Source organism: Streptomyces sp. NPDC091387, assembly GCF_044756945.1.
Taxonomy (GTDB): domain Bacteria; phylum Actinomycetota; class Actinomycetes; order Streptomycetales; family Streptomycetaceae; genus Streptomyces.
Map to the genome: position 1 here is coordinate 293,643 of NZ_JBIVTZ010000008.1, position 22,858 is coordinate 316,500.

The following is a 22,858-nucleotide window of genomic DNA, read 5'->3' on the forward strand; positions in this document are numbered from 1 at the left end:
GCACGGACCGGTCCATGCCGCCTTAATACCGCTTCGTCAGCAAAGGGGCACCGGGTGATGTTCGCCGGTAGCAGGCCCGCAGATCGGGAGCCGGACAGTTCTGCCCGACCGCCCCTCGTCCGCGAGCTACTTCTCGTCGCAGGACTCTTCGTGATCTACAAGTTCGGCCGCCAGGCGGCCAACGGTCACGTCGATGAGGCGTTCCACAACGCCGGACGGGTCTGGGACCTCGAACGCGCCGTGCCCCTGCCCGGCGAGGGAGCCGTGCAGAGTCTGCTGCTCCACAACGAGACGCTGATCCACCTGGCGAACACCTACTACGCGACCGTGCACTTCCCGGCCACCCTGCTCTTCCTCGGCTATCTGTACTGGCGCCGCCCCCGCCACTACATATGGTCGCGGCGCGTCCTCGCCGCACTCACCGGCGCCGCACTCGCCCTGCACCTGGTCTTCCCGCTCGCCCCGCCGCGACTGCTCGCCGCGACCGGGCTGGTGGACACCGGGCAGGTGTACGGGCCGACGGTGTACGGGTCGACGCCCGCCACCGACTCGATGGCGAACCAGTTCGCGGCGATGCCCTCACTGCACTTCGGCTGGGCGGTCATGGTCGGCGTCGGCCTGGTCGTCGCGACCCGCTCCCGGTGGCGATGGCTGTGGCTGCTGCACCCGGCGATCACCCTGTTCGTCATAGTCGGCACCGCCAACCACTACTGGCTCGACTCGATCGTGGTGGCCGCACTGCTCGCGGTGGCCCTCGCCGCCCTGCGCCTGCCGCGCGCGGAACCGGTCCGGGCGCACATCCCCTGGCCGGCCGCCCCCGGTCACTCCACCCCCGCACAGGCCCACGGCCGCTCGCCGTCCTACGCCTCGTCCGGAGCCGGACGATGAACGCCACCCTGATCGCCGTCGCGCTGTCCCTGGTCTCCGCCGCCGCCTACGCGTCGGCAGCGGTGGCGCAGGCACGGCTCGCCGGGCGCACCGCACCCGGTACCGGGACGCTCCGGCTGCTCGGGCGCGGCGCGTGGTGGTCGGCCGTCGGGCTGAACGCCGGCGGCGCGCTGCTGCACGTCGCCGCGTTGAACTACGGCCCGCTCACCCTCGTCCAGCCGCTCGGCGCCCTCACCCTGGTGGCAGCCGTCCCGCTGGGCGCCCGCGCGGCCGGACGCCGCGTCTCCACGACCGAGTGGCGCGGCACCCTGCTCACCCTGCTCGGCCTCGGCGCCCTGCTGATGACCGCGGGCGGTTCCGCCCCGCACGAGACGCTCACCCTGGTCGAGGCCCTGGCCGTCGGTGCCGGAACCATGGCGGTCGTCGCGGGCCTCAGCCGGCCGGGCGCCCGCCCGGGGCTGCGGCACGCGGCCGCTTCCGGCATCACCTCCGGTGTCGCCTCCGCGCTCACCCAGACACTGACCGTCGCCGTCACCGACCACACCACGGGCCCGCTGTTCACCTGGCGCCTGGTGGTCGTCGCCGTGCTCGTGTCGGCGTTCGCGATGGGCGGGCTGCTGCTCTCCCAGACCGCCTACCGCGGCGGCCTCGGCGCACCGCTCGCCGTCGTCACCCTCGCCAATCCGGTCGCCGCGGCGGCCATCGGCCTGGCACTCCTCGGGGAGCGCCTCCAGGGCGGGACGATCAGCCTCGTCCCGGCGCTGCTGGGCGCGGCCGCCGCGGTACGCGGAGTGTTCCTGCTCAGCCGCGCGCAGGCCGGCACGGCATCCGCCGCCGCCGCGGCCGGGCCCGCTCCCGCCGCACCGTCGCGCGTCGTCATCAGGAGCCCGCGCGCGCTCCGCCCGGAACACGGGCACCTCCGGCGGATCAGGGCCGGCCGGTCCTGAAGCGGGTCGTCGGGCTCCCGCCCGGTCCTGAAACGTGTCGCGACGGTCCCGCCCGGTACGCCTACTCCGGCTCGGGCGTCGCCGGGACGGCGTCATCGGCCAGTGCGCGGGTCAGCCAGCCGATCCAGAAGTTCTCCAGATCGATGCCTCCCCGCAGCACCAGATGCCGCAGCCGGTCCTCCGCCGCGGTGCGCTCCGGCGGGAAGTCCCGCTCCTCGATCGCCAGGTACTCCGCGAGCTGCCGCCGGTGCAGCGCCAGATGCCGGCGCAGCTCCGCGTCCAGGCCGGTCGCTCCGACGACCGCCGCCGCCCGCATCCGCAGCAGCAGCGGGTCGCGCACCTGTTTCGGGTCCTCCGGGCGGGCCACCCAGGCGGACAGCGCCTCGCGGCCCGCCGGCAGCACTTCGTACTCCTTCTTCTGCCCGCGTGCGGGCTGCGCCGGCACGAGCGCCCTGATCTGCCCGGCCTGCTCCAGCTTTCCCAGCTCGCGGTAGATCTGCTGGTGCGTGGCCGACCAGAAGTAGCCGATCGACCGGTCGAACCTGCGGGTCAGCTCCAGCCCCGAAGAAGGCTTTTCGAGCAGGGCGGTGAGGATCGCGTGCGGGAGTGACATGGGGTGCATCCTAAGGACGGCCGGACGGGCGGCCCCACGGCGCCGGCTCGCGCCCTGCGCCGTCGAGAGGCGCCCGGTCAGAGCGAGGCGGCGAGTTCCGTGCCCTGGCGGATCGCCCTCTTGGCGTCCAGCTCGGCCGCGACGTCCGCGCCGCCGATCAGATGCGCGGGACGGCCCGCGGCGAGCAACTCCTCGTACAGGTCCCGCCGTGGCTCCTGGCCCGCGCACAGCACCACCGTGTCCACCGGCAGCAGCCGCTGCTCGCCGTCGACCGTGACATGCAGCCCGTCGTCGTCGATCAGGTCGTAACCCACGCCCGCCAGCATGGTGACGCCGCGGTGCCGGAGTTCGGTGCGGTGGATCCACCCCGTGGTTCTGCCGAGCCCCGCACCGACCTTGCTCGCCTTGCGCTGGAGCAGATGGACCGTGCGCGGCGGCTCCGGGCGCTCGGCGGTGCCCAGCCCGCCCCGCTCCCGGTACTCGGTGTCGACACCCCACTGCCGGAAGAACACCTCGGGGTCCAGGCTCGCGCCGCCCCCGCCGTCGGTCAGGAACTCGGCCACGTCGAAACCGATCCCGCCCGCCCCGACGAGGGCGACCCGGTCGCCCACCGGCGCCCCGTGGCGCAGGACGTCGAGGTAGCTCACGACGCTCGGGTGGTCGACGCCCGGGATCGCGGGGGTGCGGGGAGTGACCCCGGTGGCCAGGACGATCTCGTCGAAGCCGTCGAGCTGCCCCGAGGTGGCCGGGGTGCCGAGCCTGAGCTCGACCTTCTCCTCCGCCAGCCGGGTGCGGAAGTAGCGCAGCGTCTCGTTGAACTCCTCCTTGCCGGGCACCCGGCGCGCCACGTCGAGCTGCCCGCCGATCTCGTCGGCCGCGTCGAAGAGCGTCACCTCGTGACCGCGCTCGGCCGCCGTCACCGCGCACGCGAGCCCGGCGGGACCGGCACCGACGACCGCGACCCGCTTGCGGGTCCTCGTCGGTGACAGCGTGAGTTCCGTCTCGTGGCAGGCCCGCGGATTGACCAGACACGAGGTGACCTGGCCGCTGAAGATGTGGTCCAGGCAGGCCTGGTTGCAGCCGATGCAGGTGTTGATCGCGTCCGCGCGGCCCTCGCTCGCCTTCACGACGAAGTCCGGATCGGCGAGGAACGGCCGGGCCATCGACACCATGTCCGCGCGCCCCGCCGCCAGGATCTCCTCCGCGACCTCCGGGGTGTTGATCCGGTTGCTCGTCACCAGCGGTACGGAGACGGCGCCGCGCACCTTCTCGGTGACCCAGGTGAAGGCGCCGCGCGGCACCGACGTCGCGATGGTGGGGATACGGGCCTCGTGCCAGCCGATGCCGGTGTTGATGATCGTCGCCCCGGCCGCCTCGATCTCCCGGGCGAGCCGCACGACCTCCGCCAGCGACGAGCCGCCGGGCACCAGGTCCAGCATCGAGAGCCGGTAGATCAGGATGAAGTCGCTGCCGACCCGCTCACGGACCCGGCGCACGATCTCGACGGGGAAACGGATGCGGTTCTCGTACGAGCCGCCCCAGCGGTCGTCACGGTGGTTGGTCGCCGAGGCGATGAACTCATTGATCAGGTAGCCCTCGGAGCCCATGATCTCGACGCCGTCGTACCCCGCGCGCTGCGCCAGCGCGGCCGCCGTGACGAAGTCCTCGATGGTCGACTCGACCTCGTCGTCGGTGAGCGCGTGCGGGGTGAACGCGCTGATCGGAGCCTTGACCGCGCTCGGTGCCACCAGGCCGGGGTGGTGGGCGTAACGCCCGAAGTGCAGGATCTGCATGGCGATCCGGCCGCCCGCCGCATGCACGGCCGAGGCCACCCGCGCGTGCTGCGCCGCCTCCGCCTCTGTGGTCATCTTCGCGCCCCCGGGGAACGTACAGCCGCGTTCGTTCGGCGCGATGCCTCCGGTGACCATGAGGCCCACGCCGCCCCGGGCGCGGGCGGCGTAGAACGCGGCCATGCGCTCGAAGCCGTTCTCGACCTCCTCCAGGCCGATGTGCATCGATCCCATCAGGACCCGGTTCGGGAGGGTGGTGAACCCGAGGTCGAGCGGGCTCAGCAGATGCGGGTACGGGCTCATGCGGCGGCTCCTCGCGCAGTGTCGTCGCACCAGTTCTAGAGCACCGCGACGCCATTGTGCAACAAGTTGCACAATGGCGTACGTCGCACTGTGCCACGCGTCACGCCCGGTCCGGCCGCGCCCGGACGGCGTAACAACGTGCCGCTCGGGGCCGCGGCGGCGCGGAGAGTGGACACGTAGCGCACCGCACCCGGGCCCCTTCGTTCGCAGCGGGCCCCCGAACCCTCCCGGAGACCCCATGGGCAGCGTGAACCGTCGTGACCTCGGCCTGCTCCTGCTGCGCGTCGGAACCGGCGCGGTGCTGGCCGCGCACGGCAGCCAGAAACTGGCCGGCTGGTTCGGCGGCGGAGGCATCGAGGGAACCACCGCCGCGATGGAGGCCATGGGCTTCCACCCGCCGAAGCACAGCGCGGTCGCGGCCGGACTCGGCGAGGCCGGCGGCGGAGTCCTGCTGGCCCTGGGCCTGGCCACGCCGGCGGCCGGAGCGGCGGCCGCCGGTGCCATGGCGGGGGCCGTGGCCGTCCACGCGCCCGCCGGATTCTTCGCACAGGGCGGCGGTTACGAGTATCCGGCCTTCCTCGGTTTCACCGCTGCCGCGATCGGACTGATCGGCCCCGGCCGCTACTCCGTCGACCAGGCCACCTGCCACGTGTTCAACCGGCCCTGGACGGTGGCCCTGGCCTTCGCGGGCGGTGCGGTGGCGGCCGCCGCCGTCGTCGGCAAGCGGGCCAAGGCGCAGGTCCCGGCTCCGGAAGAGTTCTGATCCCGCACGATCCGTCGCCGGCCGGCCCGGTCAGTTCGGCGGTCTCCGGCGGCCGCCCTTCGCCGCCGCGACCAGCGCGGGCACCGTGGCGAGTTTGACCCGTGGACGGCCCTGCTCGCGGCCGCCCGCGAGCTCGGCCCGGTCGATGGCCGCCTGACCCCGGGCGTCGACGACGTCGCGGCCGCGGCTCCGGGCGAGGCGGTGGAACGCCTTGAGCGGGTGCGTGGGGGAGGGCAGCACACCCCCGACGGCGTCTTCCAGGAGGGCGCCGACGGTCTCGGCGGCGCAGGTGCGATTGGCCCCGATGCCGCCCGACGGGCCGCGCTTGATCCAGCCGACGACGTACGTCGCGGGCAGGCCCGTGACCCGGCCGCCCTCGTGCGGGACGGTACCGGTGGCCTCGTCGAAGGGCAGTCCCGGCACCGGCAGACCCCGGTACCCGATCGCCCGCAGGAACAGGCCCGCCGCGATCTCCTTCCTGCCCTCGCCCGCCGTCACCCGCACCGCTTCGACGCGGTCGTGGCCGAGCACCTCCACCGGGGCCGAGTGGAAGCGGAAGACGATGCGCCGTCCCGTGGCCGGAGGGAGCGACCAGTCGACCGCCTCCCGGCGCGCGTTCCGCAGCAGCGCGGCCTTCTCGCCCGGCGCGGCGCCGTCGATCGCCGCACCCGTTCTCGGATCGCTGTCGTCCACGACCAGTTCCACACCCGGCAGGTGGCCGAGGGCGAGCAGCTCGGAGGACGTGCAGGCCGCGTGCTCGGGGCCCCGTCGCCCCAGCAGTACGACCTCGCGCACCTTCGAGTCCCGCAGGGCCGCCAGCGCGTGATCGGCGATGTCCGTGTCCGCCAGGGCGGCCGGATCCGTGACGAGGATGCGCGCGACGTCGAGCGCGACGTTGCCGTTCCCGGCGACGATCACCCGCTCCGCAGTCAGGGCCACGGTCTCCGCCGGTGCCTCGGGGTGGGCGTTGTACCAGGACACGAACGAGGTGGCCGAGATACTGGCCCGCAGGTCCTCGCCCGGCACGCCGAGCCGCCGGTCGGTGGAGGCGCCGACCGCGTATATCACCGCGTCATGGTGCGCGGCGAGCTCCTGCGCGGTGAGGTCCCTGCCCACCTCGACGCCCAGGGCCATCCGCACCCGGGGATGCGAGTGGAACCGTGCGAACGTCTCGCCGGCCTTCCTCGTCGCGGGATGGTCGGGCGCGACGCCGTACCGGACGAGGCCGCCGGCCACCGGCAGCCGGTCGACCAGTGTCACCTCGGCGTTGGTGTGCAGCAGCAGATCCTCTGCGGCGTACATCCCGGCCGGTCCGGTGCCGACGACCGCCACCCGTATCGGCGCGAAGTCGGACGGCAGGCTGCGCGGGAACGAGGGCTCGCCCCAGGCATGGAAGTTCGGCCCGGCCACCGGCTCCGGCTCCCGGCCCTCGAAGTAGGCGGCGTTGATCGCGGCGTACTCCTTCTGCGCCCCGAAGAGGCTGTCCACCGGGAAGACCGCGTCGACCGGGCAGGCGTCCGCGCAGGCTCCGCAGTCGATGCAGGTCGCCGGGTCGACGTACAGCATCTCGGTGCTGCCGAAGGCCTGTTCCTGGGGCGTCGGGTGAATGCAGTTGACGGGGCACACGGCGACACAGGTGGCGTCGCTGCAGCAGGTCTGGGTGATGGCGTAGGTCATCTCGTCAGCTCGGGTCGGTGGGTCCGGGTCAGATCAGTGAGGCGCGCTTGTAGAAGAACAGGGCCGGCTTGGTGAGCAGCCGGGCCGAGGCGAGGAACTCCATCAGACCCGAACAGCTGGACCGCATAAGGGACTTGTGGTGCTCGTTGGTGCCGGCCTCGGCGCGGGCGCGCTCGCTGTCCAGCCCGGCGTTCGCGTAGACGTCCCGGTTCACCATGCTGGTGACGATGTAGTACGAGGCGATCGCGACCACGAGGGAGTTGAGGTGCCGGCGCACCGGCCCCGCGTTCCGCAGGCGCCTGCGGGTCTCGTCGCGGGCGAACTTCATGTGCCGTGACTCCTCCACCACATGGATGTTGTTGATGGTCCGGACGAACGGCGCGACCCGCTCGTCCCGCATCCAGTCGCGCTGCATCACGTCGAGCACCTCCTCGGCGACGAGGATCGCGGCGTACGCGGCCTCGCCGAAGGCAAGTGTCTTGAAGGCCCTGCCCAGTTCGACCACCGCGCGGCGCGGCCGGTAGGCCGGGGCGCCGAGCTTCGCGGCGCCCCGGGCGAACATGATGGAGTGCCGGCACTCGTCGGCGACCTCGGTGAGCGCCCACTGGAACCGCGGATCGGTCGGGTCCTTGGCGTACATGTCGCGCAGCACCATCTGCTGCAGGATCATCTCGAACCAGATGCCCGTGCTGGCGACCGAAGCTGCCTCCTGGCGGGTCAGCGCCTTGCGCTGGGCATCGGTCAACTCCTGCCAGTACGCGGTCCCGTAGAGCGTGCTCCACTCGGGGCTCGCACCATGGTGGTCCGTGTCCAGGGGAGTGTTCCAGTCCACCTCGGTGGCCGGGTCGTACGACAGCTTCGCGGCCGAGTCGAGCAGACGCCGGGCGACGTCCTGCCCGGCGCGCCGGTCCTGGTTCTGGTCCTCCGGCCGAACCGTGCTGCTTGCCATGCTGCGGCTCCTTGAATCGAGAGAGATCGACCCGACGCCGCCCGGCCCGTGTCTCATCCCGTGCCCACTCGATGAGACAGGTGGCCGCCGAACGCCGCCCTCGCTTGTTAGACGTCGCGTCTAGCAAGCTGTTAGACGGAAGGTATAGCAAGAGCGGGCGGCGGCCTACCCCTGTGCGGAAAATCCGTACGGTCTCTCCACGTCGCGGCAGCACCGCGGCCGCAACTCCGCCCGCTCGCACGGGTGGTCGGTTGGGCCAGCCGGCAGCCGAGGTGTCGACCCCGTGGCACACGCCATCGAGGTGAAATGCACCCGTTCGGGTGAATCTCGATGGATTTTTCGTGCAGGGGATGAGTGTCGGTCGGATAGTGAAAGAACGGCCGGATTCCGGAAGTTCGGATCAGGCCGGTGACCGATCATTCATTGATTCCTTTTGGCCACCCGGCAAGGCGTGGCCAAAAGAAAGGCGGCGGGGCTGTGCGCGTAGAGGCGACCCATCGGGTCAGGCTCGTTTTCACCCTGTTCGACGCCAACGGAAACGGTGTCCTCGAAGCCGACGACTTCGAACTCATGGCGAGCCGTGTCGTCGAGGTGGCACACGATTCCGACGACGCGGCGAAGGACGCGATGGTGGCCGCCTTCCGGCGGTACTGGTCGACCCTGCGCGCCGAACTGGACGCCGACGGCGACGGCAGGATCACCTACGACGAGTACGCCGCCTGCGTACTGTCACCGGAGCGTTTCGACCTGACGATCAGCGAGTTCGCCGAGTCCCTCGCCGCGCTCGGCGACCCGGACGGGGACGGGCTCATCGAGCGGCCCCTCTTCATGGCGCTGATGACCGCGATCGGTTTCGGGCGCCCGAACATCGACGCCCTTTTCGACGCCTTCCAACCTTCGGATGCCGATCAGGTCGAGGTCGCGACCTGGGTCACCGGAATCAAGGACTACTACAGCCCGGACAAGGCGGGAATTGCGGGCGACCACCTCGTCGGGAGCGCGGCAGTCTGAAACACGGGCCCTCACTCACAATGACGGATTGACGCACCGCACTCGGCCGGAATGCGCTGGGCGGCTGGAATTATCCAGCCGCCCAGAATTCCATCCATCGGTGCACCGCAGGAACGGAATGCGAATTTCTCGCTCTTCGTGGTGCCGACCCGCCTCAAGTGCGTGGTCCCCAGCTCGGCTCAAGAAGGGCACGTGATCGGCGTGGCGCACCGGGACACCGGAGTGGAAGAGGGTGTCGGCCTGACCGCCCTCCTGGTCGCCGCGGCACGGGCGATCGAGACCCACCGCGACGACTCCCTGGCGCGGGACGTCTTCGCAGAGCACTTCGTGCTCGCCGCACCGGCGTCCGCGGGCTGGCCGGTCCGTGTCCAACAGGCTCCCGACGGGGACGCGAATCCACTGTGGGGGCGGTTCGCGCGCTACTTCGGTCTGCGGACGAGGGTCCTCGACGACTTCCTCCTCCGGTCGGTGCGCGCAGGAACCCGCCAAGTGGTCCTGCTCGGAGCCGGGTTGGACTCCCGTGCGTTCCGGCTCGACTGGCCTCCCGGCTGCGTGATCTACGAGATCGACCGGGAAGGCGTGCTGGCGTTCAAGCACGGGGTGCTCGACGGGCTGTCGGCCGCCCCCAAGGCGGCACGCGTGCCCATCCCGGTCGATCTGCGCGCCGACTGGGCCGGAGCGCTGACCGACGCCGGCTTCGACACGGCCGCACCGACTGTCTGGCTCGCCGAGGGGCTGCTGTTCTACCTGCCCAACGCCGCCGAGACCTCCCTCATCGACACGGTGGACGGGTTGAGCGCGGGAGGAAGCGCTCTGGCCTTCGAGGTCAAACTCGACAAGGACCTGCTGGAATACCGCGACAGCCCCCTCTACACCTCGACGACACAGCAGATCGGCATCGACCTGCTCAACCTGTTCGACAGAGAGCCGCGGCCCGACTCCGCCGGCAATCTGGCGGGCAGAGGCTGGTCCATAGCGGTCCACACCCCCTTCGACTTCACTCGCCACCACGGACGCGGTCCGCTGCCCGAGCAGAACGACGCCCTGGCGGGCAATCGGTGGGCGTTCGCGCACAAGCCACACCCGTAACCCCGCCACCGGTCGGCCCGCTCCCTCGCCTACGCCCTCCCCTACGGAACCAGGACCGGTTTGACCACGCGGCCCGCGTCGCAGTCGCGCTCGGCCTCGTTGATGTCGACGAGCGGGTACCTCCGGATCAGCTGGTCGAAGGGGAACCGCCCGGCCTGCCACAGCCGGGTCAGCCTCGGGATCAACAGTCGCGGCACCGCGTCCCCCTCGCAGATGTGGGAGATCCTGCGCCCCCGGTCCAGCGCCCCCGGTTCGATCGGCAGAGGGGTGCGGAGCCGTGCCACCAGCCCGAGATGGCCGGTCGGGCGCAGGGACCGGAGCGCTTCGTTGATCAGCGGCGCGGAACCCGTGGTGTCCAGCGCGTACTGTGCGCCGCCGTCGGTCCGGCTCACGATACGGTCGGCCAGCCCGGCGGATCCGGTGCGCAGCGGGATCGCGCCGAACCACTCGGAGAGGGCCAGCCGTTCGGGTAACCGGTCGACGGCCACGGTCACCGCCCCGGCGGCGGTGGCCGCCATCACCGCGGCGAGACCCACCGCCCCGGCACCGAAGACCGCGAGGGTGTCGCCGGGGCCGACGCGGAAGGAGTTGAGGACTGCTCCGGCGCCGGTGAGGAAGCCGCAGCCGAGCGGGCCCAGCAGTTCGAGGGGCAGCGAGGGGTCGACCCGGACGGCGTTGCGGGCCGGGACCATCGCGTACTCGGCGAACGACGACTGGCCGAACCACCGCGGTGCCAGACCGCCCCCGCCCACGTCCTTGAACCGCGCCGCGTGCTCCGTGCGCCCGCCGAAGAGGTTGAGCGAGGCGAACGAGTCGCAGTAGGCGGGGGCCGCGTCCAGGCAGGTCAGGCAGTGACCGCAGGAGTCGAAGCCCAGCACGACATGGTCACCGATGCCCAGGCCGGTGTCCGGACCACCCGTCTCCACCACCACCCCGGCCCCCTCGTGGCCCAGCACCGCAGGCAGCGGTGAGCGCCCCGCCGATCGCCGTACCGCGAGATCGGTCCGGCACATCCCGCAGCCCGCGATCCTGACCAGGACCTCGCCCTCGGCCGGCCCCGCGTTCAGGACCACCTCCTCGACGGTGAACGGGCTCTCGTACGCACGCAGGACCGCCGCGTCGAACTTCATCGTCAGACCTCCTGCGGGCGGTGCACGACGAACGGCCTGAGGTTTCCGTAGAGCCCCCACGGCCCGCCCGCGACGCCGACCCCGCTGTCCTTGACGCCCGCGAAGGGCTGGGCGAGGGACAGTTCCGCGTGGTGGTTGATCCACGCCGTCCCGCACTCCAGCCGGTCGGCCACCGCTTCTGCCCGGTCGAGGTCGGTCCCCCAGACCGAGCCGCCCAGCCCGTAAGAGGTGTCGTTGGCCGCCTCGACGGCTTCGTCGAGGCTCCCGTACGGCAGCACCGGCAGGACAGGGCCGAACTGCTCCTCCGCCACCACCGGGCTGTCGGAAGGGACATCGGCCAGGATCGTCGGGGCGTAGAAGTAGCCCGGCCGGTCCAGCCGGTGGCCACCGGAGACGGCCCGGCCGCCGTCCGCCAGGGCCTGGGCCGTGAAGCGCTCGACCCGGGCCAGCTGGGCGGCGTTGTTGAGCGGCCCCAGCTGTGTGCCCGGGGCGAGCCCGGCTCCCACGACGGCGGACTTCGCGTACCGCGCGAGTGCCTCGGCCACGGAGGAGCAGAGCCGGGCCGGGGCGTAGACGCGCTTGACCGCCATGCAGACCTGCCCGCAGTTGCGGAACGCCGCCCAGAACAGCCGCTCCGCGATCCGCTCCACCTCCACGTCGTCCAGCAGGATGGCGGCGTCGTTGCCGCCCAGCTCCAGCGTGACCCGGGCGAGCGAGGCCGCCGCCCCCTCGGCGACGGCCCGCCCGGTGGGTACCGAACCGGTGAAGGTCACATGGCGGATCCCCGGATGGGACGCGAGGCGGGCGCCGAGGGGTTCGCGGCCGGTGACGACCGTCAGTACGCCCTCGGGGAGGGCGGCGGAGACGACGGACGCCAGCAGCCGGGTGGCCAGGGGGGTGAACGGGGACGGCTTGAGCACCACCGTGTTGCCGGCGGCGAGCGCGGGAGCGAACTTCGCAGAGGCGAGCTGGAGGGGGAAGTTCCACGGGACGATCGCGGCGACCGGCCCCAGCGGCCGCCAGCGGATCTCGCTGCGGACCGGCCGGCCGTCCGTGATCGGCCGGGGCCCGGGGGCCGGTTCCGCGAAGTAGCGCAGGCGGGCCGCCGTGCGGGCGATCTCCGCGTACGACTCGGCCAGGGGTTTGCCCTGTTCGCGGGTGAGCAAGGGAGCGAGGCCGGCCCCGGCGGCCTCCACGGCGTCGGCGGCCGCGAGCAGCGCGGTGGCGCGGGCGACGGGGTCGGTCCGCCAGCTCCGCCAGGCCTCGTGGGCCCGGCCGACGACGGCGTCCAACGCGTCCGGCTGCTGGTCGGGGGCGTCGTCGAAGGCCTCGCCCGTCGCCGGATCGATGACGGTGAAGCGCCCGCCGCGCGTGTGGGGCGCGCGGCAGGGCCGGCAGTTCGGCATACCGGCGGTCAGCCCGCGGCGGCGGGAGCGGTCGCGGCGTGCTCCCGGGCCTGCCGGTCCATCTCGGCCCGGAAGGCGGCCACCAGCTGTGGCCGGATCCTTCCGGCGTTGCGGTCGCCCCCCTCGCAGACCGCCCCGCGCACCCCCACGATGTCGGTGCCGATGCGGGTCAGCGCGCCGAGGTCTGCCGCCTTGACGCTGCCCGCGAGGGCGGCGAGCAGACCGGCCGCGTGGGCCAGCCGGACGAACTCCGCGCAGCCGTCGGGCGGAACGTGGTCGAACAACCGGGTCCCGTCCTTGACCGCGGTGTCGAGCATCACCGCGTCGGAGCCGGAGCGGCGGGCGATGTCGGGCAGCGCGAGCGGGTTGACGCAGCCGATCCGGTGGGCGTCGGCGTACCCCGAGGCGACGACGAACGCGTCCGGCCGGTAGTCCTTCACCGCCCGGACGACCCCTCGCATGACGTCGACGGCCTGCTCGGGCGTCGTGCATCCGTAGAGGCCGACCTTGATGTACGTGGCCCCGGAGACAGCCGCACCGAGTGCCGCCTGCGCCACCGTGCCGGGCTTGTACGGCACGTCTCCCACGGTGGCGGAGACCGGCTTGTCCGCCGGGACCACGTCGCGGATCTCCCTGATGACCCAAGGGAAGTTCGCGCCGAGCGACCCCTCGTCGGGCTTCTTGACATCGACGATGTCGAGGTGCTCCGCCGCCTTCGCGCAGTCGAGGGCCTCCTCGACACCGTCCGGGGAGATGAGAAGCAACAACGTGGATTCCTTCCACCGCAGGTCCACCTGCCCAGGGGCCGGTGTGCGGAGCCGTGGATCACTTGCCGTCCGCCCATCATCGCTGCGGGCCGTCGTCCCCGGCAGGGCGTGCGGAGTCGGAACGGGTCACTGCCAGGCCCGGCCACGCGCCGCAGTCCGCCGTCCACGCCGGTCCGGACCAGGTGCGCGGCCGCGAGGCGAGATCACGGCCGCCGCACCCGTGGGCTACTTGCCGACGTTGAAGCCCTGATCGCTGCCGTACTTGGCGGTCTTCTTCTGCCAGTCCTCAAGTCCCTTGCCCAGAGGCGTCGATGAGACGTACGCCTTGCCGACGGTGTCGTTGAAGACGGAGTTCGCGTACACCTGGTACGGCAGGTACGACCAGCCCGTGCCGACGTTGGCGGCCGAGTCCGCGAAGATCTTATTGGCCTTCTGGCCGTCGAAGTAGGGGAACGGGGTTTCCAGGAACGCCTTCGACTCCAGGTCGGCCTTCGTGGCGGGGAAGGCACCCTCGGCGACGCGGGCCGAGGCGCCGGCGCCGGTGGTGGCGTACTTGATGAAGGCGTAGGCCAGTTCCTTGTTCTTGGCGGCCTTCGGCACGGCGAGGGAGCTGCCGCCGTTCTCCGCGCTGGACGTGTCGCCCTTGGTCCACTGGGGGAGCGGGGCCACCCGCCAGTCTCCCGACGCCGACGAGACGCCCGAGGTGAAGTTGGCGGGCATCCAGGCACCTATGGCCAGGGTGGCGATGCTGCCGTCGGCGAGGCCCTTGTACCACTCGTCGCTCCAGGAACTGATCGGGGCGACCAGGTCCTCGTCGAGCAGCTTCTGCCAGGTGTTCGTATAGGTCTTCGTGCCGGCGTCCCCGAAGTTGATCGAGACGTCGGTGTCCTTGGTCTTGTAGGGCCGGCCCCCGGCCTGCCAGATGAGGCTGGTGGTGGCGCCCGCGTCGCCCGTGTCGTTCGTGATGAAGACCTTCGGGTCGGCCTTGTGCAGGGTGCGCGCGGCCTCCACGTACTCGTCCCAGGTCGTCGGGATCTCGAGGCCGTGCTTGTCGAAGACCTTCTTGTTGTAGAACAGCGCCATCGGGCCCGAGTCCATCGGCAGCGCGTAGACGGACTTGTCGTCCTTCACCGCGTTCCACGGACCGGGGGTGAACGTCTTGTCGTACGCGGCGGCGCCGTAGCCGGAGAGGTCCTCCACGGACTTGCCGATCGCGAACTGGCCGAGCGCGTAGTACTCGATCTGCGCCACGTCGGGGGCGCCGGAACCAGCGGCGATGGCGTTCTGCAGCGCCGTGTACTGCTTGTCGCCGGTGCCGGCGTTGACGAGTTCGATGTCGACCTTGGGGTACTTCTTCTCGAAGTCGGCCGCCACCTTCTTGAGCGTGGGTTCCCAGGCCCACACGGTCACCTTGCCGCCCTTCTGCAGCGCGGACGCGACGTCCTTCTCGGTGCCGCCGTCGGTGGCCGGGTCGGACGAGCCGCAGGCCGTCGCGCCGATGGCCAGCACGCAGGCCGTGGCGACGGCACCGAGAAGCCGTCGGGTGCTGTTCGTTCTCATGGGTGGTGCTCCTGGTTCGGTGTGCGCGAAAGGGAAAGGGGTGGAGCGGTGAGGAGGGGCGGAGGTCATTCCTTGACGCTGCCCGCGGCCAGGCCCGACTGCCAGTACCGCTGGAGCAGGAGGAAGATCGCGACGATCGGTACGATCGTGAGGAGGGAGCCGGTGATGATGAGGTCGAACACCGCCTCGCCGCCGGCCGTCTGCGCCTGGGAGTTCCACGCGTTGAGGCCGAGCGTGAGCGGGTACCAGTCCGGGTCCTTGATCATGATCAGCGGCAGGAAGTAGTTGTTCCACGTCGCCACCATGGAGAACAGCAGCACGGTGACCGTTCCCGGCATCAGCAGCGGCAGCGCGACGCGGAAGAAGGTACGCAGTTCGCCGGAGCCGTCGATACGGGCCGCTTCGAGGAGCTCCGTGGGCACGGCCTCGGCCGCGAACACCCACATCAGGTAGAGCCCGAACGGGGAGATGAGGGAGGGGATGATGACGGCCCAGGGCGTGTTGGTCAGCCCCATGTTGCTGAACATCAGGAAGGTCGGCACCGCCAGGGCCGTGCCCGGCACGGCCACGGCACCGATGACGACCGCGAACACCGCGCGGCGTCCGGGGAAGTGGTACTTGGCCAGCGCGTAGCCTCCGAGGACGGCGAGGACCGTGGCGCCGCCCGCTCCCGCGGCCACGTACAGCAGGGTGTTCAGCAGCCAGCGGACGAAGACGCCGTCGTCGTAGGACAGCGTGCGGGAGATGTTGTCCCAGAGGTTGAAGTCGTCTCCGAACCACAGGCCGAAGGAGTCGAGCAGGCTCTTCTGGTTCTTGGTCGAGTTGATGACCAGCCAGGCGAGCGGGAGCAGCGTGTAGACAAGGACCAGCCCGGTCAGGAAGGTCAGCCGGATGCTCGGGCGCGGGTGGAGCGGGGTGTGGGGGCGGCGTCGGCGTCGCGGCGCCGGCGGACCGGCGGCATCGGTCGTCCTCTTGGGGCCGGAGGGGCCGGAAGCGTCAGTGGGGTCGGAGGGGTTCGAGACGGTGCTGGAGACGTACGCGCTCATGGCTCAGCCCTTCCGCATGCCGCGCAGTTGGACGGTGTAGGCGATGATCGCGGTGATGACACCCATCACGATCGCCACGGTCGCTGCGTAGTTGTGCTGCTGGCCGGAGAAGGACAGCGAGTAGGTGTACAGGTTGGGTGTGAAGTCGCTCGTGATCGCGTTGGGGGCGAGCTTCTGCAGAATGCTCGGCTCGTTGAAGAGCTGGAAGCTGCCGATGATCGAGAAGATCGTCGCGATGACCAGAGCGCCGCGGATGGCGGGCAGTTTGACCGCGGTCACGAGCCGCCATTCGCCGGCTCCGTCGATCGAGGCCGCCTCGTACAGGGACCGGGGGACGACCTTCAGCGCCGAGTAGAAGATCAGCATGTTGTAGCCGACGAACTCCCAGGTCACGATGTTGCCGATGGAGGCGAGCACGAGCGAGGGGGAGAGCGGGTCGGGCAGGGAGACGCCGAACGCGTCGTTGATGTTGCCGACCAGGCCGAACCTGGTGCCGTAGATGAAGCCCCACATGAGGCTGGCCACCACGGCGGGCACGGCGTAGGGCAGAAAGACGGCGATGCGGAAGAAGGCCTTGCCGTACAGCCTCCCGCTGTCGATGGCGAGCGCGGCCAGCAGCGCGATGCCCAGCATCACGGGCACCTGTACGGCCAGGAAGAGCCCGACCCTCGCCAGTCCCTCCCAGAACTGCGGATCGGTCAGCGCCTGACGGTAGTTGTCCAGTCCGACGAAGGAGTTGCCGCCGATCAGCCGGTCGCGGAACAGGCTGAGGTAGAGGGCGTATCCGATCGGCGCGAGAAAGACGAGCGCGAAGACCGCGACGAACGGACCGGCGAATCCCCAGCCGACGAGGGCCTCTCTGCGGAGGCGGGATCGTACGCGTGGGCGGGGTGGTGGTGCGGCCTTCGCGGGCGTCGACAAGAGCGTCATGACTGGTTCCTTGTGTCGGTGACCGACCGGTCCGGACTAGGGGGAGAGGGGAGGGGCCTTCGGGCCCGAGACCGTCGGGTGGAGGCTGGCCCGATGTGAAATGTTTACGTAATCATCGGTAGCGTGATGGTGACACTCCCGCTGGGGGGCGTCAAGCACGAAGCGGTAGTGAGAGGAAGGATTTTGGTGACGGACAAGGACACGGCCGCTCTTGGGAGGACGGCCGACAGCGAGGGCCGGCGTACCGCGAAAGGGCGGCAGCGCCGCGTCTCCATGGCGGACGTCGCGCAGGCCGCCGGCGTCTCGTCGCAGACGGTCTCCCGGGTCTCCAACGGTGACCCGGCCGTCATCGACAGCACCCGGCAGAAGGTGCTGGACGCCATGAAGGAACTCGGCTACCGGCCCAACAGCGCCGCCCGCGCCCTCAAGCGCGGCGACTTCCGGACCATCGGTGTCATCACGATGAGCCTCTCCAGCACGGGCAATGTGCGGACCCTGGAGGCCATCGCCAACTGCGCCTCCCGGGCCGGCTACGCGGTCACGCTGATCCCGCTCGACGCCCCGACCCAGGACAACGTCAGGGGAGCGTTCACGCGGCTGGGCGAGCTCGCGGTGGACGCGGTCGTCCTGATCATGGAGGTGCATCTGGTCGACACGACGTCGCTGACACTGCCGCCCCATGTGAAGGTCGTCGTCGTGGACTCGGACGCCGGTGATCGGTTCCAGGTCGTGGACACCGATCAGCAGCAGGGCGCGCGCCTGGCCGTGCGGCACCTGCTGGAGCTCGGGCACCGCACGGTCTGGCACCTGGCCGGACCCGAGGAGTCGTTCGCGGCGGGCCGTCGCGAGGCGGCCTGGGAGGCGACACTGCGCGAGCAGGGGCGCGAGGTGCCGTCCCCGCTGCGGGGCGACTGGACCCCCGAGTCCGGCTACGAGGCGGGTCTCCGGCTGGCGGACGAGGCCGACTGCACCGCGGTGTTCGTGGCGAACGACCAGATGGCTCTGGGTGTCCTGAGGGCCCTGCACGAGCGGGGCAGGCGGGTGCCGGAGGAGATCAGCGTCGTCGGTTTCGACGACATCGCGGACGCCGCCTCCTACATCCCTCCCCTGACCACGGTGCACCAGGACTTCGCCAGGGTGGGGGAGCTGTGCGTCGACGCGGTGCTGCGGGAACTCAGCGGCGGGAGCCCCGGGGGTGGTACGACGCTCGTGCCGACCCGCCTGGTGGTCCGCGGGAGCACCGCCTCGTGCCCGGCGCACGCCGTGAGGGAGGGGTGAGGCGGATCAGGGGGAGTGCCGTGGCGGCGAGGGTGTGCGCCTCGGGCCGCAGCGTTTGACTCCTCGCGCTCAGGACCCCGGTCCGGCCGCTGGGGGTGCCGTGCTGGCCCGTACGACGAGGGCGGGCTCCACGGCCATCCGGTGCGGTCCGTCCGTCCTGCCGTTGATCTGGTCGAGGAGCAGGGTGACGCAGTGCCGTCCGACGATGTCGAAGTCCTGGTGCACCGTGGTCAACGGAGGGTGCAGGAACGCGGCCTCGGAGATGTCGTCGAATCCGGCGACGCTGATGTCGCCGGGCACGTCGCGGCCGGCCTCGTGCAGCGCCCGCATCAGGCCGAGGGCCATCTGGTCGTTGGCGGCGAACACCGCGGTCACTTCCGGGCGGCCGGCCAGCTCCCGGCCCGCCCGGTACCCCGACTCCGCGGTCCAGTCCCCGTGCAGCACATCGGGAACCGGGGCGCCCGACTCGGTGAGGGTGCGTTGCCAGGTCTCGGCGCGCCGCCGTGCGGCGAAGGAGTCGCGGGGTCCGGCGACATGCCAGACCGTGCGGTGGCCGAGGCCGAGCAGGTGGGCGACCACGCTGTGAGTGCCGTGGGCCTGGTCGAAGTCGACGTTGGGATAGCGGTGGCCGGTGTCGCCGTCCGCGACGACGACGGGCATGGTGGGAGGCAGCTGCAGTGACGGGGTGTCGAGTATCTGGGACTCGATCAGCACGATGCCGTCGACGGACTGCAGCATCAGATGCTGGAACGCCTGTCGTACGGCGGCCTCCGTCTGGGTCCGCACACCCATGAAGTTCACGGAGTAGTCGGCCTCGCGGGCGGCGTCGGCGATCGCGGCGAGCGTCCTGGCGTTGCCGTGCGCGCCGACGTCGAAACTGACGACACCCAGGGCGCCGAACCTTCCGGTCACCAGTGCGCGGGCCGCGGTGTTGGGGCGGTAGCCGAGGTCCCGCATCGCGGACAGCACCTTCTCGCGCGTGGCCGCGTCCACGTTCTCGCGGTTGTTCGCCACCCGGGAGACGGTCTGCGACGAGACGCCGGCCCTCGCTGCCACATCCGCCATGGACGGCCACTGGCGGGGCGGGCGCGAACGCGGCGACCTGGGTCTCTTCTCCGTCGCCATGTACGGGCCTTTCGCTGGGACTCAGGAATCTGACCGCTGAACGGCAGCAGCCTGTTCCGCCTGCATGGTGACGCAAACATGGCGGTGGGTCAAACCGGTGGGCGTTCTTGCGCAAGTCCTTGACAGCTCCGGGTGACACTTCCAAACTCTCCCCGAAACCGCTCGTGTTTACGCGAACATGAAGGGTTGATCCAACAACGTGGCGGAGCGGTCGTCTTCCGCACCCCGGCCTGGGGGCCGCACTCGGGCCTTCTTCCGCCGCCCGTCCCGGCTCGGCCGTCGCGCCCGCTCCAGCAGGTTCTTGCCGGGCTCATGCGCGGTCCTGCCCTGTCCACCGAACAGTTAGAGGTACGCGATCATGCGACGCAAGCCCTTCGGGGTGGCGACGGCCGTGGCCGTTCTGTCCGCCCTCCTGCTGTCCCTCCTCGGAGCCCTGGGCACCGCTCAGGCAGCCTCCCTGACCGTCACCAACGCCACCCAGTTCACCGATCCGAACGGTGATCCCGTGCACGCCCACGGCGGCGGGGTCGTCAAAGTGGGGCAGTACTACTACTGGTTCGGCGAGAACCGGAACGCCGACAACTCCTTCCGGTACGTCTCCGCCTACCGTTCCACCGACCTCAAGTCATGGGAGTTCCGCAACCACGTTCTGACCCAGGCCACCGATCCGGAGCTCCGGTCCGCCAACATCGAGCGGCCCAAGGTCATGTTCAACAGCGCGACCGGCCAGTTCGTGATGTGGATGCACAAGGAGGGCGCCAACGACTACTCCGAGGCGCGGGCCGCGGTCGCGGTCTCCTCGACGGTGGACGGTGACTACACCTGGCGCGGCAGCTTCCGTCCGCTGGATCACATGTCACGCGACATCACCACCTTCGTCGACACCGACGGCACCGGCTACATGGTCTCGGCGGCCAACGAGAACGCCGATCTGCACGTGTACCGGCTGACCGCGGACTACACAGCCGTGGAGTCGCAGGTGCAGAAGCTCTGGGCGGGGCAGTCGCGCGAGGCACCGGCCATGTTCAAGCGCAACGGCGTGTACTTCCTGCTGACTTCCGGCGCCACCGGCTGGTCCCCGAACCAGCAGAAGTGCGGCACGGCCACCAGCGTCACGGGATCCTGGAGCGACCTGAAGGACATCGGCGACAACACCACGTACGGCTCGCAGACCGCCTACGTCCTGCCCGTCCAGGGCGCCTCTGGCACCTCGTACCTGTACATGGGAGACCGCTGGGGCGACTCCATGGGCGGCACCGTCGAGGACTCCCTGTACGTCTGGCTGCCGTTGACGTTTCCCACCGACGACACGATGAGCATGGAGTACTTCCCGCAGATCGGCATCGACACGGCGGCGGGCACGGTGACGGGCCTCGGCACCTGGGAGACCTTGTCGGCCGTGCACAGCGGAAAGTGCGCGGATGCCGCCGACCGGTCCACCGCCGACGGGGCTTCCCTGATCCAGTGGTCATGCGATGCGAACGCCGCCAACCAGCAGTTCTGGTTCAAGGACGTCGGGAACGGCTCGGTGCGGATCATGCTGCGTCACAGCGGCAAGTGCCTCGGCGTCCGCGACGCTTCCAAGGACGACGGCTCCGCTGTCGTCCAGTCCCTCTGCGACGAGGGTGCGGCCGCTCAGCAGTGGACCGTGACCGGAACGGGCACGACCGTACAGCTCGCCGCCCGGCACAGCGGCAAGTGCCTCGACGTCACCAACCAGTCCACCGCCGACGGCACGCCGCTTGTCCAGTGGACCTGCAACGCCGGTGACAACCAGAAGTGGCGCCGCTCAGCCGCCTGACCGGCGGGCCCCACCCGTCCGGCCCTCGGCGACGCACGGCACGACTGCGCGGGCGAGCCCCGTGTTCCCGGCGCGCACCCGCACGGCGCCGGGAACACGGCGCGCGGCCTCGCAGTACGTGCGTCGCCACCCGACCCACCCCCCCCCCCACACATCAGGGAGCAGTACGTGAATCCCACCCGCAAGCGATCCTCCGCGCGCCTCCGCGCCCGTGCCGCCAAGGCGCGCGGCGCCGACACCTTCGAGGCGTTCTCCAACTCGGCTCCCTACTTCATGACCAACAGCGGACGCGTGTCCGGAGCCGAGAACGGGACGCGGGACAACCTTCGGCCCGACCAGTACGAGCGGTTCTCGGCCTACCTCTCCGGCGCGCTCCAGCGCGTCCAGGACTCCACCGGCGTGGCCTTCGACTCCCTCTCGCCGGTCAACGAGCCCAACACCGACTACTGGCACGCCGGGGGCCGCCAGGAGGGATCCCACTGGGACCCCGGCTCCCAGGCGCACATGATCTCGGCCCTTCGCGCCGCCCTCGACGAGAAGGCCATGTCCACCCCGATCGCGGCCATGGACGAGACGAACCCCGATATCTTCCGCACCGACTGGGAGGCGTACGGCCCCACCGTCCGCGACTCAGTGGGCCGGCTCAACACCCACACGTACGGAACGAACGGCCGCACCGGAGTGCGCGACATCGCCAAGGGCGAGGCCACCGCGCTGTGGATGTCCGAGGTCGATGTCGGCGGAAGCGTCCCGCAGAGCTTCACCGACATGAGCCCCGCCTTCGATCTGGCCGGCCGCATCAACGACGACATCCGGGAGCTGGAACCCCGGGCCTGGGTGCAGTGGCAGGCCGTCGAGGACTACGAGAACATGAACCCGGACCACGAGAACTCGAACTGGGGCCTGATACAGACCGACTTCACCCCTGAGGACGCGGCGACCGAGCCGCTGCGCAAGAACAAGAAGTACTGGGCGATGGCCAACTACAGCCGCTTCGTCCGCCCGGGATCCCGCGTCATCAACACCGACGACCCCCAGACCCTGGCCGCGCTGCGCCCCGGTGGGCAGGGCGCCGTCGTCGTCCACACGAATCCCATCGGCGAGGAGCGTGAGGTCACCCTCGACCTCACGGGCTTTGAGAGCGTCGGCAGCGCGCCTGTCGAGCGGTACACCACGGACGCCACCAAGAACCTTCAGCGTGAGAGCGACGTCACCACGGACGGGAAGGTCCTGAAGGCCACGGTCGGCGCGGGATCCGTCACGACGTTCGTGCTGCCGGGGGCCGAGGGCGTGAACACCGATGCCACGACCGCGCCCACCGGTGCGGCCCGCCAAGTGGTCAGCGACAACAGCGGGATGGCGCTCGTTGTCGCCACGGACGGCGACAAGAGCACCCCGGTGCAGCGCACTTCCGATGCGGCGGACACCGCCCGGCAGTGGACGTTCACCAAGTCGTCCGCGTCCGACTGGGGCAACACCGCCGCCTACCGGATCACGAACGTGGAGACGGGCCTGGCCCTTTCGGTGTCGGGCGACACGCTCGTTTTCGCGACACTCGGAGGCCCGGCCCAGCAGCAGTGGATCCGGTCGACCACCGGTGACAGCCACGCCACGCTGATCAACAGCGCCACCGGGAAGCTCCTGGACGTCACCGGCGTCGCCACGGACGACGGATCTCCCGTCGGGGTCTACCGGCCCACGACGGGCGCCAACCAGTCCTGGACCTTCCGCGGCACCGGCCGCCAGTAGGCCCGACGCGGAACGGCCGGGCACCGCCTGCAGAGG

The 22,858-nt window shown here is 70.8% G+C and carries 19 protein-coding genes; 8 read left to right on the forward strand and 11 right to left on the reverse strand.

The window, feature by feature from the left end; genetic code table 11:
- Nucleotides 1-57: 57 nt before the first annotated feature.
- Both ACIQM0_RS18765 and ACIQM0_RS18770 read left to right on the forward strand, forming a co-directional pair.
- Complete coding sequence (locus ACIQM0_RS18765) at nt 58-888, forward strand: phosphatase PAP2 family protein (RefSeq protein WP_401287807.1); 831 nt, start codon at nt 58-60, stop codon at nt 886-888.
- A complete protein-coding gene (locus ACIQM0_RS18770; protein WP_401287809.1) occupies nt 885-1,835 on the forward strand; it encodes a hypothetical protein in 951 nt (316 codons plus the stop codon). The genes ACIQM0_RS18765 and ACIQM0_RS18770 overlap by 4 nt, the downstream gene beginning before the upstream one ends.
- Before the next feature lie 61 nt (nt 1,836-1,896).
- On the opposite strand, the gene ACIQM0_RS18775 is transcribed toward ACIQM0_RS18770, so the two are convergent.
- Complete coding sequence (locus ACIQM0_RS18775) at nt 1,897-2,448, reverse strand: PadR family transcriptional regulator (protein ID WP_401287810.1); 552 nt, start codon at nt 2,446-2,448, stop codon at nt 1,897-1,899.
- Nucleotides 2,449-2,525: 77 nt separating this feature from the next.
- Nucleotides 2,526-4,541 carry an FAD-dependent oxidoreductase gene (locus ACIQM0_RS18780; RefSeq protein WP_401287813.1) on the reverse strand — a complete coding sequence of 672 codons (2,016 nt, stop codon included), beginning with the start codon at nt 4,539-4,541 and terminating at the stop codon, nt 2,526-2,528.
- A 238-nt stretch (nt 4,542-4,779) separates the two neighbouring features.
- Here ACIQM0_RS18780 and ACIQM0_RS18785 point away from each other — a divergent pair, with 238 nt between their 5' ends.
- On the forward strand, nt 4,780-5,304 hold the full coding sequence (locus ACIQM0_RS18785; RefSeq protein WP_401287816.1) for a DoxX family membrane protein: 525 nt from the start codon (nt 4,780-4,782) through the stop codon (nt 5,302-5,304).
- Nucleotides 5,305-5,334: 30 nt separating this feature from the next.
- On the opposite strand, the gene ACIQM0_RS18790 is transcribed toward ACIQM0_RS18785, so the two are convergent.
- Both ACIQM0_RS18790 and ACIQM0_RS18795 read right to left on the reverse strand, forming a co-directional pair.
- Nucleotides 5,335-6,981, reverse strand: a complete 1,647-nt coding sequence (locus ACIQM0_RS18790; RefSeq protein ID WP_401287819.1) for an FAD-dependent oxidoreductase — start codon at nt 6,979-6,981, stop codon at nt 5,335-5,337.
- Nucleotides 6,982-7,009: 28 nt separating this feature from the next.
- Nucleotides 7,010-7,930 carry a diiron oxygenase gene (locus tag ACIQM0_RS18795; protein WP_401287822.1) on the reverse strand — a complete coding sequence of 307 codons (921 nt, stop codon included), beginning with the start codon at nt 7,928-7,930 and terminating at the stop codon, nt 7,010-7,012.
- Between the two features lie 477 nt (nt 7,931-8,407).
- Here ACIQM0_RS18795 and ACIQM0_RS18800 point away from each other — a divergent pair, with 477 nt between their 5' ends.
- Nucleotides 8,408-8,941 (forward strand): EF-hand domain-containing protein, encoded by a 534-nt coding sequence (locus ACIQM0_RS18800; protein ID WP_401287825.1) that lies wholly within the window; start codon nt 8,408-8,410, stop codon nt 8,939-8,941.
- A gap of 192 nt (nt 8,942-9,133) precedes the next feature.
- Entirely contained in the window at nt 9,134-10,030 is an 897-nt protein-coding gene (locus ACIQM0_RS18805; protein WP_401287828.1) for a class I SAM-dependent methyltransferase, read from the forward strand.
- A gap of 41 nt (nt 10,031-10,071) precedes the next feature.
- Here the strand turns inward: ACIQM0_RS18805 and ACIQM0_RS18810 are convergent, their stop codons facing one another.
- The 6 genes from ACIQM0_RS18810 to ACIQM0_RS18835 form a co-directional block, all read right to left on the reverse strand.
- Nucleotides 10,072-11,160 (reverse strand): alcohol dehydrogenase catalytic domain-containing protein, encoded by a 1,089-nt coding sequence (locus ACIQM0_RS18810; protein WP_401287831.1) that lies wholly within the window; start codon nt 11,158-11,160, stop codon nt 10,072-10,074.
- A 2-nt stretch (nt 11,161-11,162) separates the two neighbouring features.
- Complete coding sequence (locus ACIQM0_RS18815) at nt 11,163-12,566, reverse strand: aldehyde dehydrogenase family protein (RefSeq protein WP_401287834.1); 1,404 nt, start codon at nt 12,564-12,566, stop codon at nt 11,163-11,165.
- Nucleotides 12,567-12,574: 8 nt separating this feature from the next.
- Nucleotides 12,575-13,333, reverse strand: a complete 759-nt coding sequence (locus tag ACIQM0_RS18820) for a (5-formylfuran-3-yl)methyl phosphate synthase (RefSeq protein WP_401287836.1) — start codon at nt 13,331-13,333, stop codon at nt 12,575-12,577.
- 225 nt (nt 13,334-13,558) lie between these two features.
- A complete protein-coding gene (locus tag ACIQM0_RS18825; protein ID WP_401287838.1) occupies nt 13,559-14,893 on the reverse strand; it encodes an ABC transporter substrate-binding protein in 1,335 nt (444 codons plus the stop codon).
- A gap of 65 nt (nt 14,894-14,958) precedes the next feature.
- Nucleotides 14,959-15,939, reverse strand: a complete 981-nt coding sequence (locus ACIQM0_RS18830) for a carbohydrate ABC transporter permease (RefSeq protein WP_401287840.1) — start codon at nt 15,937-15,939, stop codon at nt 14,959-14,961.
- A 3-nt stretch (nt 15,940-15,942) separates the two neighbouring features.
- Entirely contained in the window at nt 15,943-16,869 is a 927-nt protein-coding gene (locus tag ACIQM0_RS18835) for a carbohydrate ABC transporter permease (RefSeq protein WP_401287843.1), read from the reverse strand.
- Between the two features lie 273 nt (nt 16,870-17,142).
- Between ACIQM0_RS18835 and ACIQM0_RS18840 the strand changes: the two genes are divergently transcribed.
- Nucleotides 17,143-18,147 carry a LacI family DNA-binding transcriptional regulator gene (locus ACIQM0_RS18840; RefSeq protein ID WP_401288021.1) on the forward strand — a complete coding sequence of 335 codons (1,005 nt, stop codon included), beginning with the start codon at nt 17,143-17,145 and terminating at the stop codon, nt 18,145-18,147.
- A 69-nt stretch (nt 18,148-18,216) separates the two neighbouring features.
- On the opposite strand, the gene ACIQM0_RS18845 is transcribed toward ACIQM0_RS18840, so the two are convergent.
- Nucleotides 18,217-19,212 carry a LacI family DNA-binding transcriptional regulator gene (locus tag ACIQM0_RS18845; protein ID WP_401287845.1) on the reverse strand — a complete coding sequence of 332 codons (996 nt, stop codon included), beginning with the start codon at nt 19,210-19,212 and terminating at the stop codon, nt 18,217-18,219.
- A gap of 418 nt (nt 19,213-19,630) precedes the next feature.
- Between ACIQM0_RS18845 and ACIQM0_RS18850 the strand changes: the two genes are divergently transcribed.
- Together ACIQM0_RS18850 and ACIQM0_RS18855 are read left to right on the forward strand one after the other, a co-directional pair.
- Nucleotides 19,631-21,073 (forward strand): RICIN domain-containing protein, encoded by a 1,443-nt coding sequence (locus ACIQM0_RS18850; protein ID WP_401287848.1) that lies wholly within the window; start codon nt 19,631-19,633, stop codon nt 21,071-21,073.
- Nucleotides 21,074-21,241: 168 nt separating this feature from the next.
- The gene (locus tag ACIQM0_RS18855; RefSeq protein ID WP_401287850.1) at nt 21,242-22,822 is read left to right on the forward strand and encodes an RICIN domain-containing protein; all 1,581 of its coding nucleotides are present in this window, start codon (nt 21,242-21,244) and stop codon (nt 22,820-22,822) included.
- The last annotated feature ends 36 nt before the right edge of the window (nt 22,823-22,858 follow it).

Bases quoted from the DNA above. Each gene is read 5' to 3' on its own strand.
- ACIQM0_RS18825 (WP_401287838.1), bottom strand. From the start codon at position 14,893: ATGAGAACGAACAGCACCCGACGGCTTCTCGGTGCCGTCGCCACGGCC.
- ACIQM0_RS18830 (WP_401287840.1), bottom strand. From the start codon at position 15,939: ATGAGCGCGTACGTCTCCAGCACCGTCTCGAACCCCTCCGACCCCACT.
- ACIQM0_RS18770 (WP_401287809.1), top strand. From the start codon at position 885: ATGAACGCCACCCTGATCGCCGTCGCGCTGTCCCTGGTCTCCGCCGCC.
- ACIQM0_RS18795 (WP_401287822.1), bottom strand. From the start codon at position 7,930: ATGGCAAGCAGCACGGTTCGGCCGGAGGACCAGAACCAGGACCGGCGC.
- ACIQM0_RS18785 (WP_401287816.1), top strand. From the start codon at position 4,780: ATGGGCAGCGTGAACCGTCGTGACCTCGGCCTGCTCCTGCTGCGCGTC.
- ACIQM0_RS18835 (WP_401287843.1), bottom strand. From the start codon at position 16,869: ATGACGCTCTTGTCGACGCCCGCGAAGGCCGCACCACCACCCCGCCCA.
- ACIQM0_RS18765 (WP_401287807.1), top strand. From the start codon at position 58: ATGTTCGCCGGTAGCAGGCCCGCAGATCGGGAGCCGGACAGTTCTGCC.
- ACIQM0_RS18850 (WP_401287848.1), top strand. From the start codon at position 19,631: ATGCGACGCAAGCCCTTCGGGGTGGCGACGGCCGTGGCCGTTCTGTCC.
- ACIQM0_RS18845 (WP_401287845.1), bottom strand. From the start codon at position 19,212: ATGGCGGATGTGGCAGCGAGGGCCGGCGTCTCGTCGCAGACCGTCTCC.
- ACIQM0_RS18840 (WP_401288021.1), top strand. From the start codon at position 17,143: ATGGCGGACGTCGCGCAGGCCGCCGGCGTCTCGTCGCAGACGGTCTCC.
- ACIQM0_RS18810 (WP_401287831.1), bottom strand. From the start codon at position 11,160: ATGAAGTTCGACGCGGCGGTCCTGCGTGCGTACGAGAGCCCGTTCACC.
- ACIQM0_RS18775 (WP_401287810.1), bottom strand. From the start codon at position 2,448: ATGTCACTCCCGCACGCGATCCTCACCGCCCTGCTCGAAAAGCCTTCT.
- ACIQM0_RS18815 (WP_401287834.1), bottom strand. From the start codon at position 12,566: ATGCCGAACTGCCGGCCCTGCCGCGCGCCCCACACGCGCGGCGGGCGC.
- ACIQM0_RS18780 (WP_401287813.1), bottom strand. From the start codon at position 4,541: ATGAGCCCGTACCCGCATCTGCTGAGCCCGCTCGACCTCGGGTTCACC.
- ACIQM0_RS18790 (WP_401287819.1), bottom strand. From the start codon at position 6,981: ATGACCTACGCCATCACCCAGACCTGCTGCAGCGACGCCACCTGTGTC.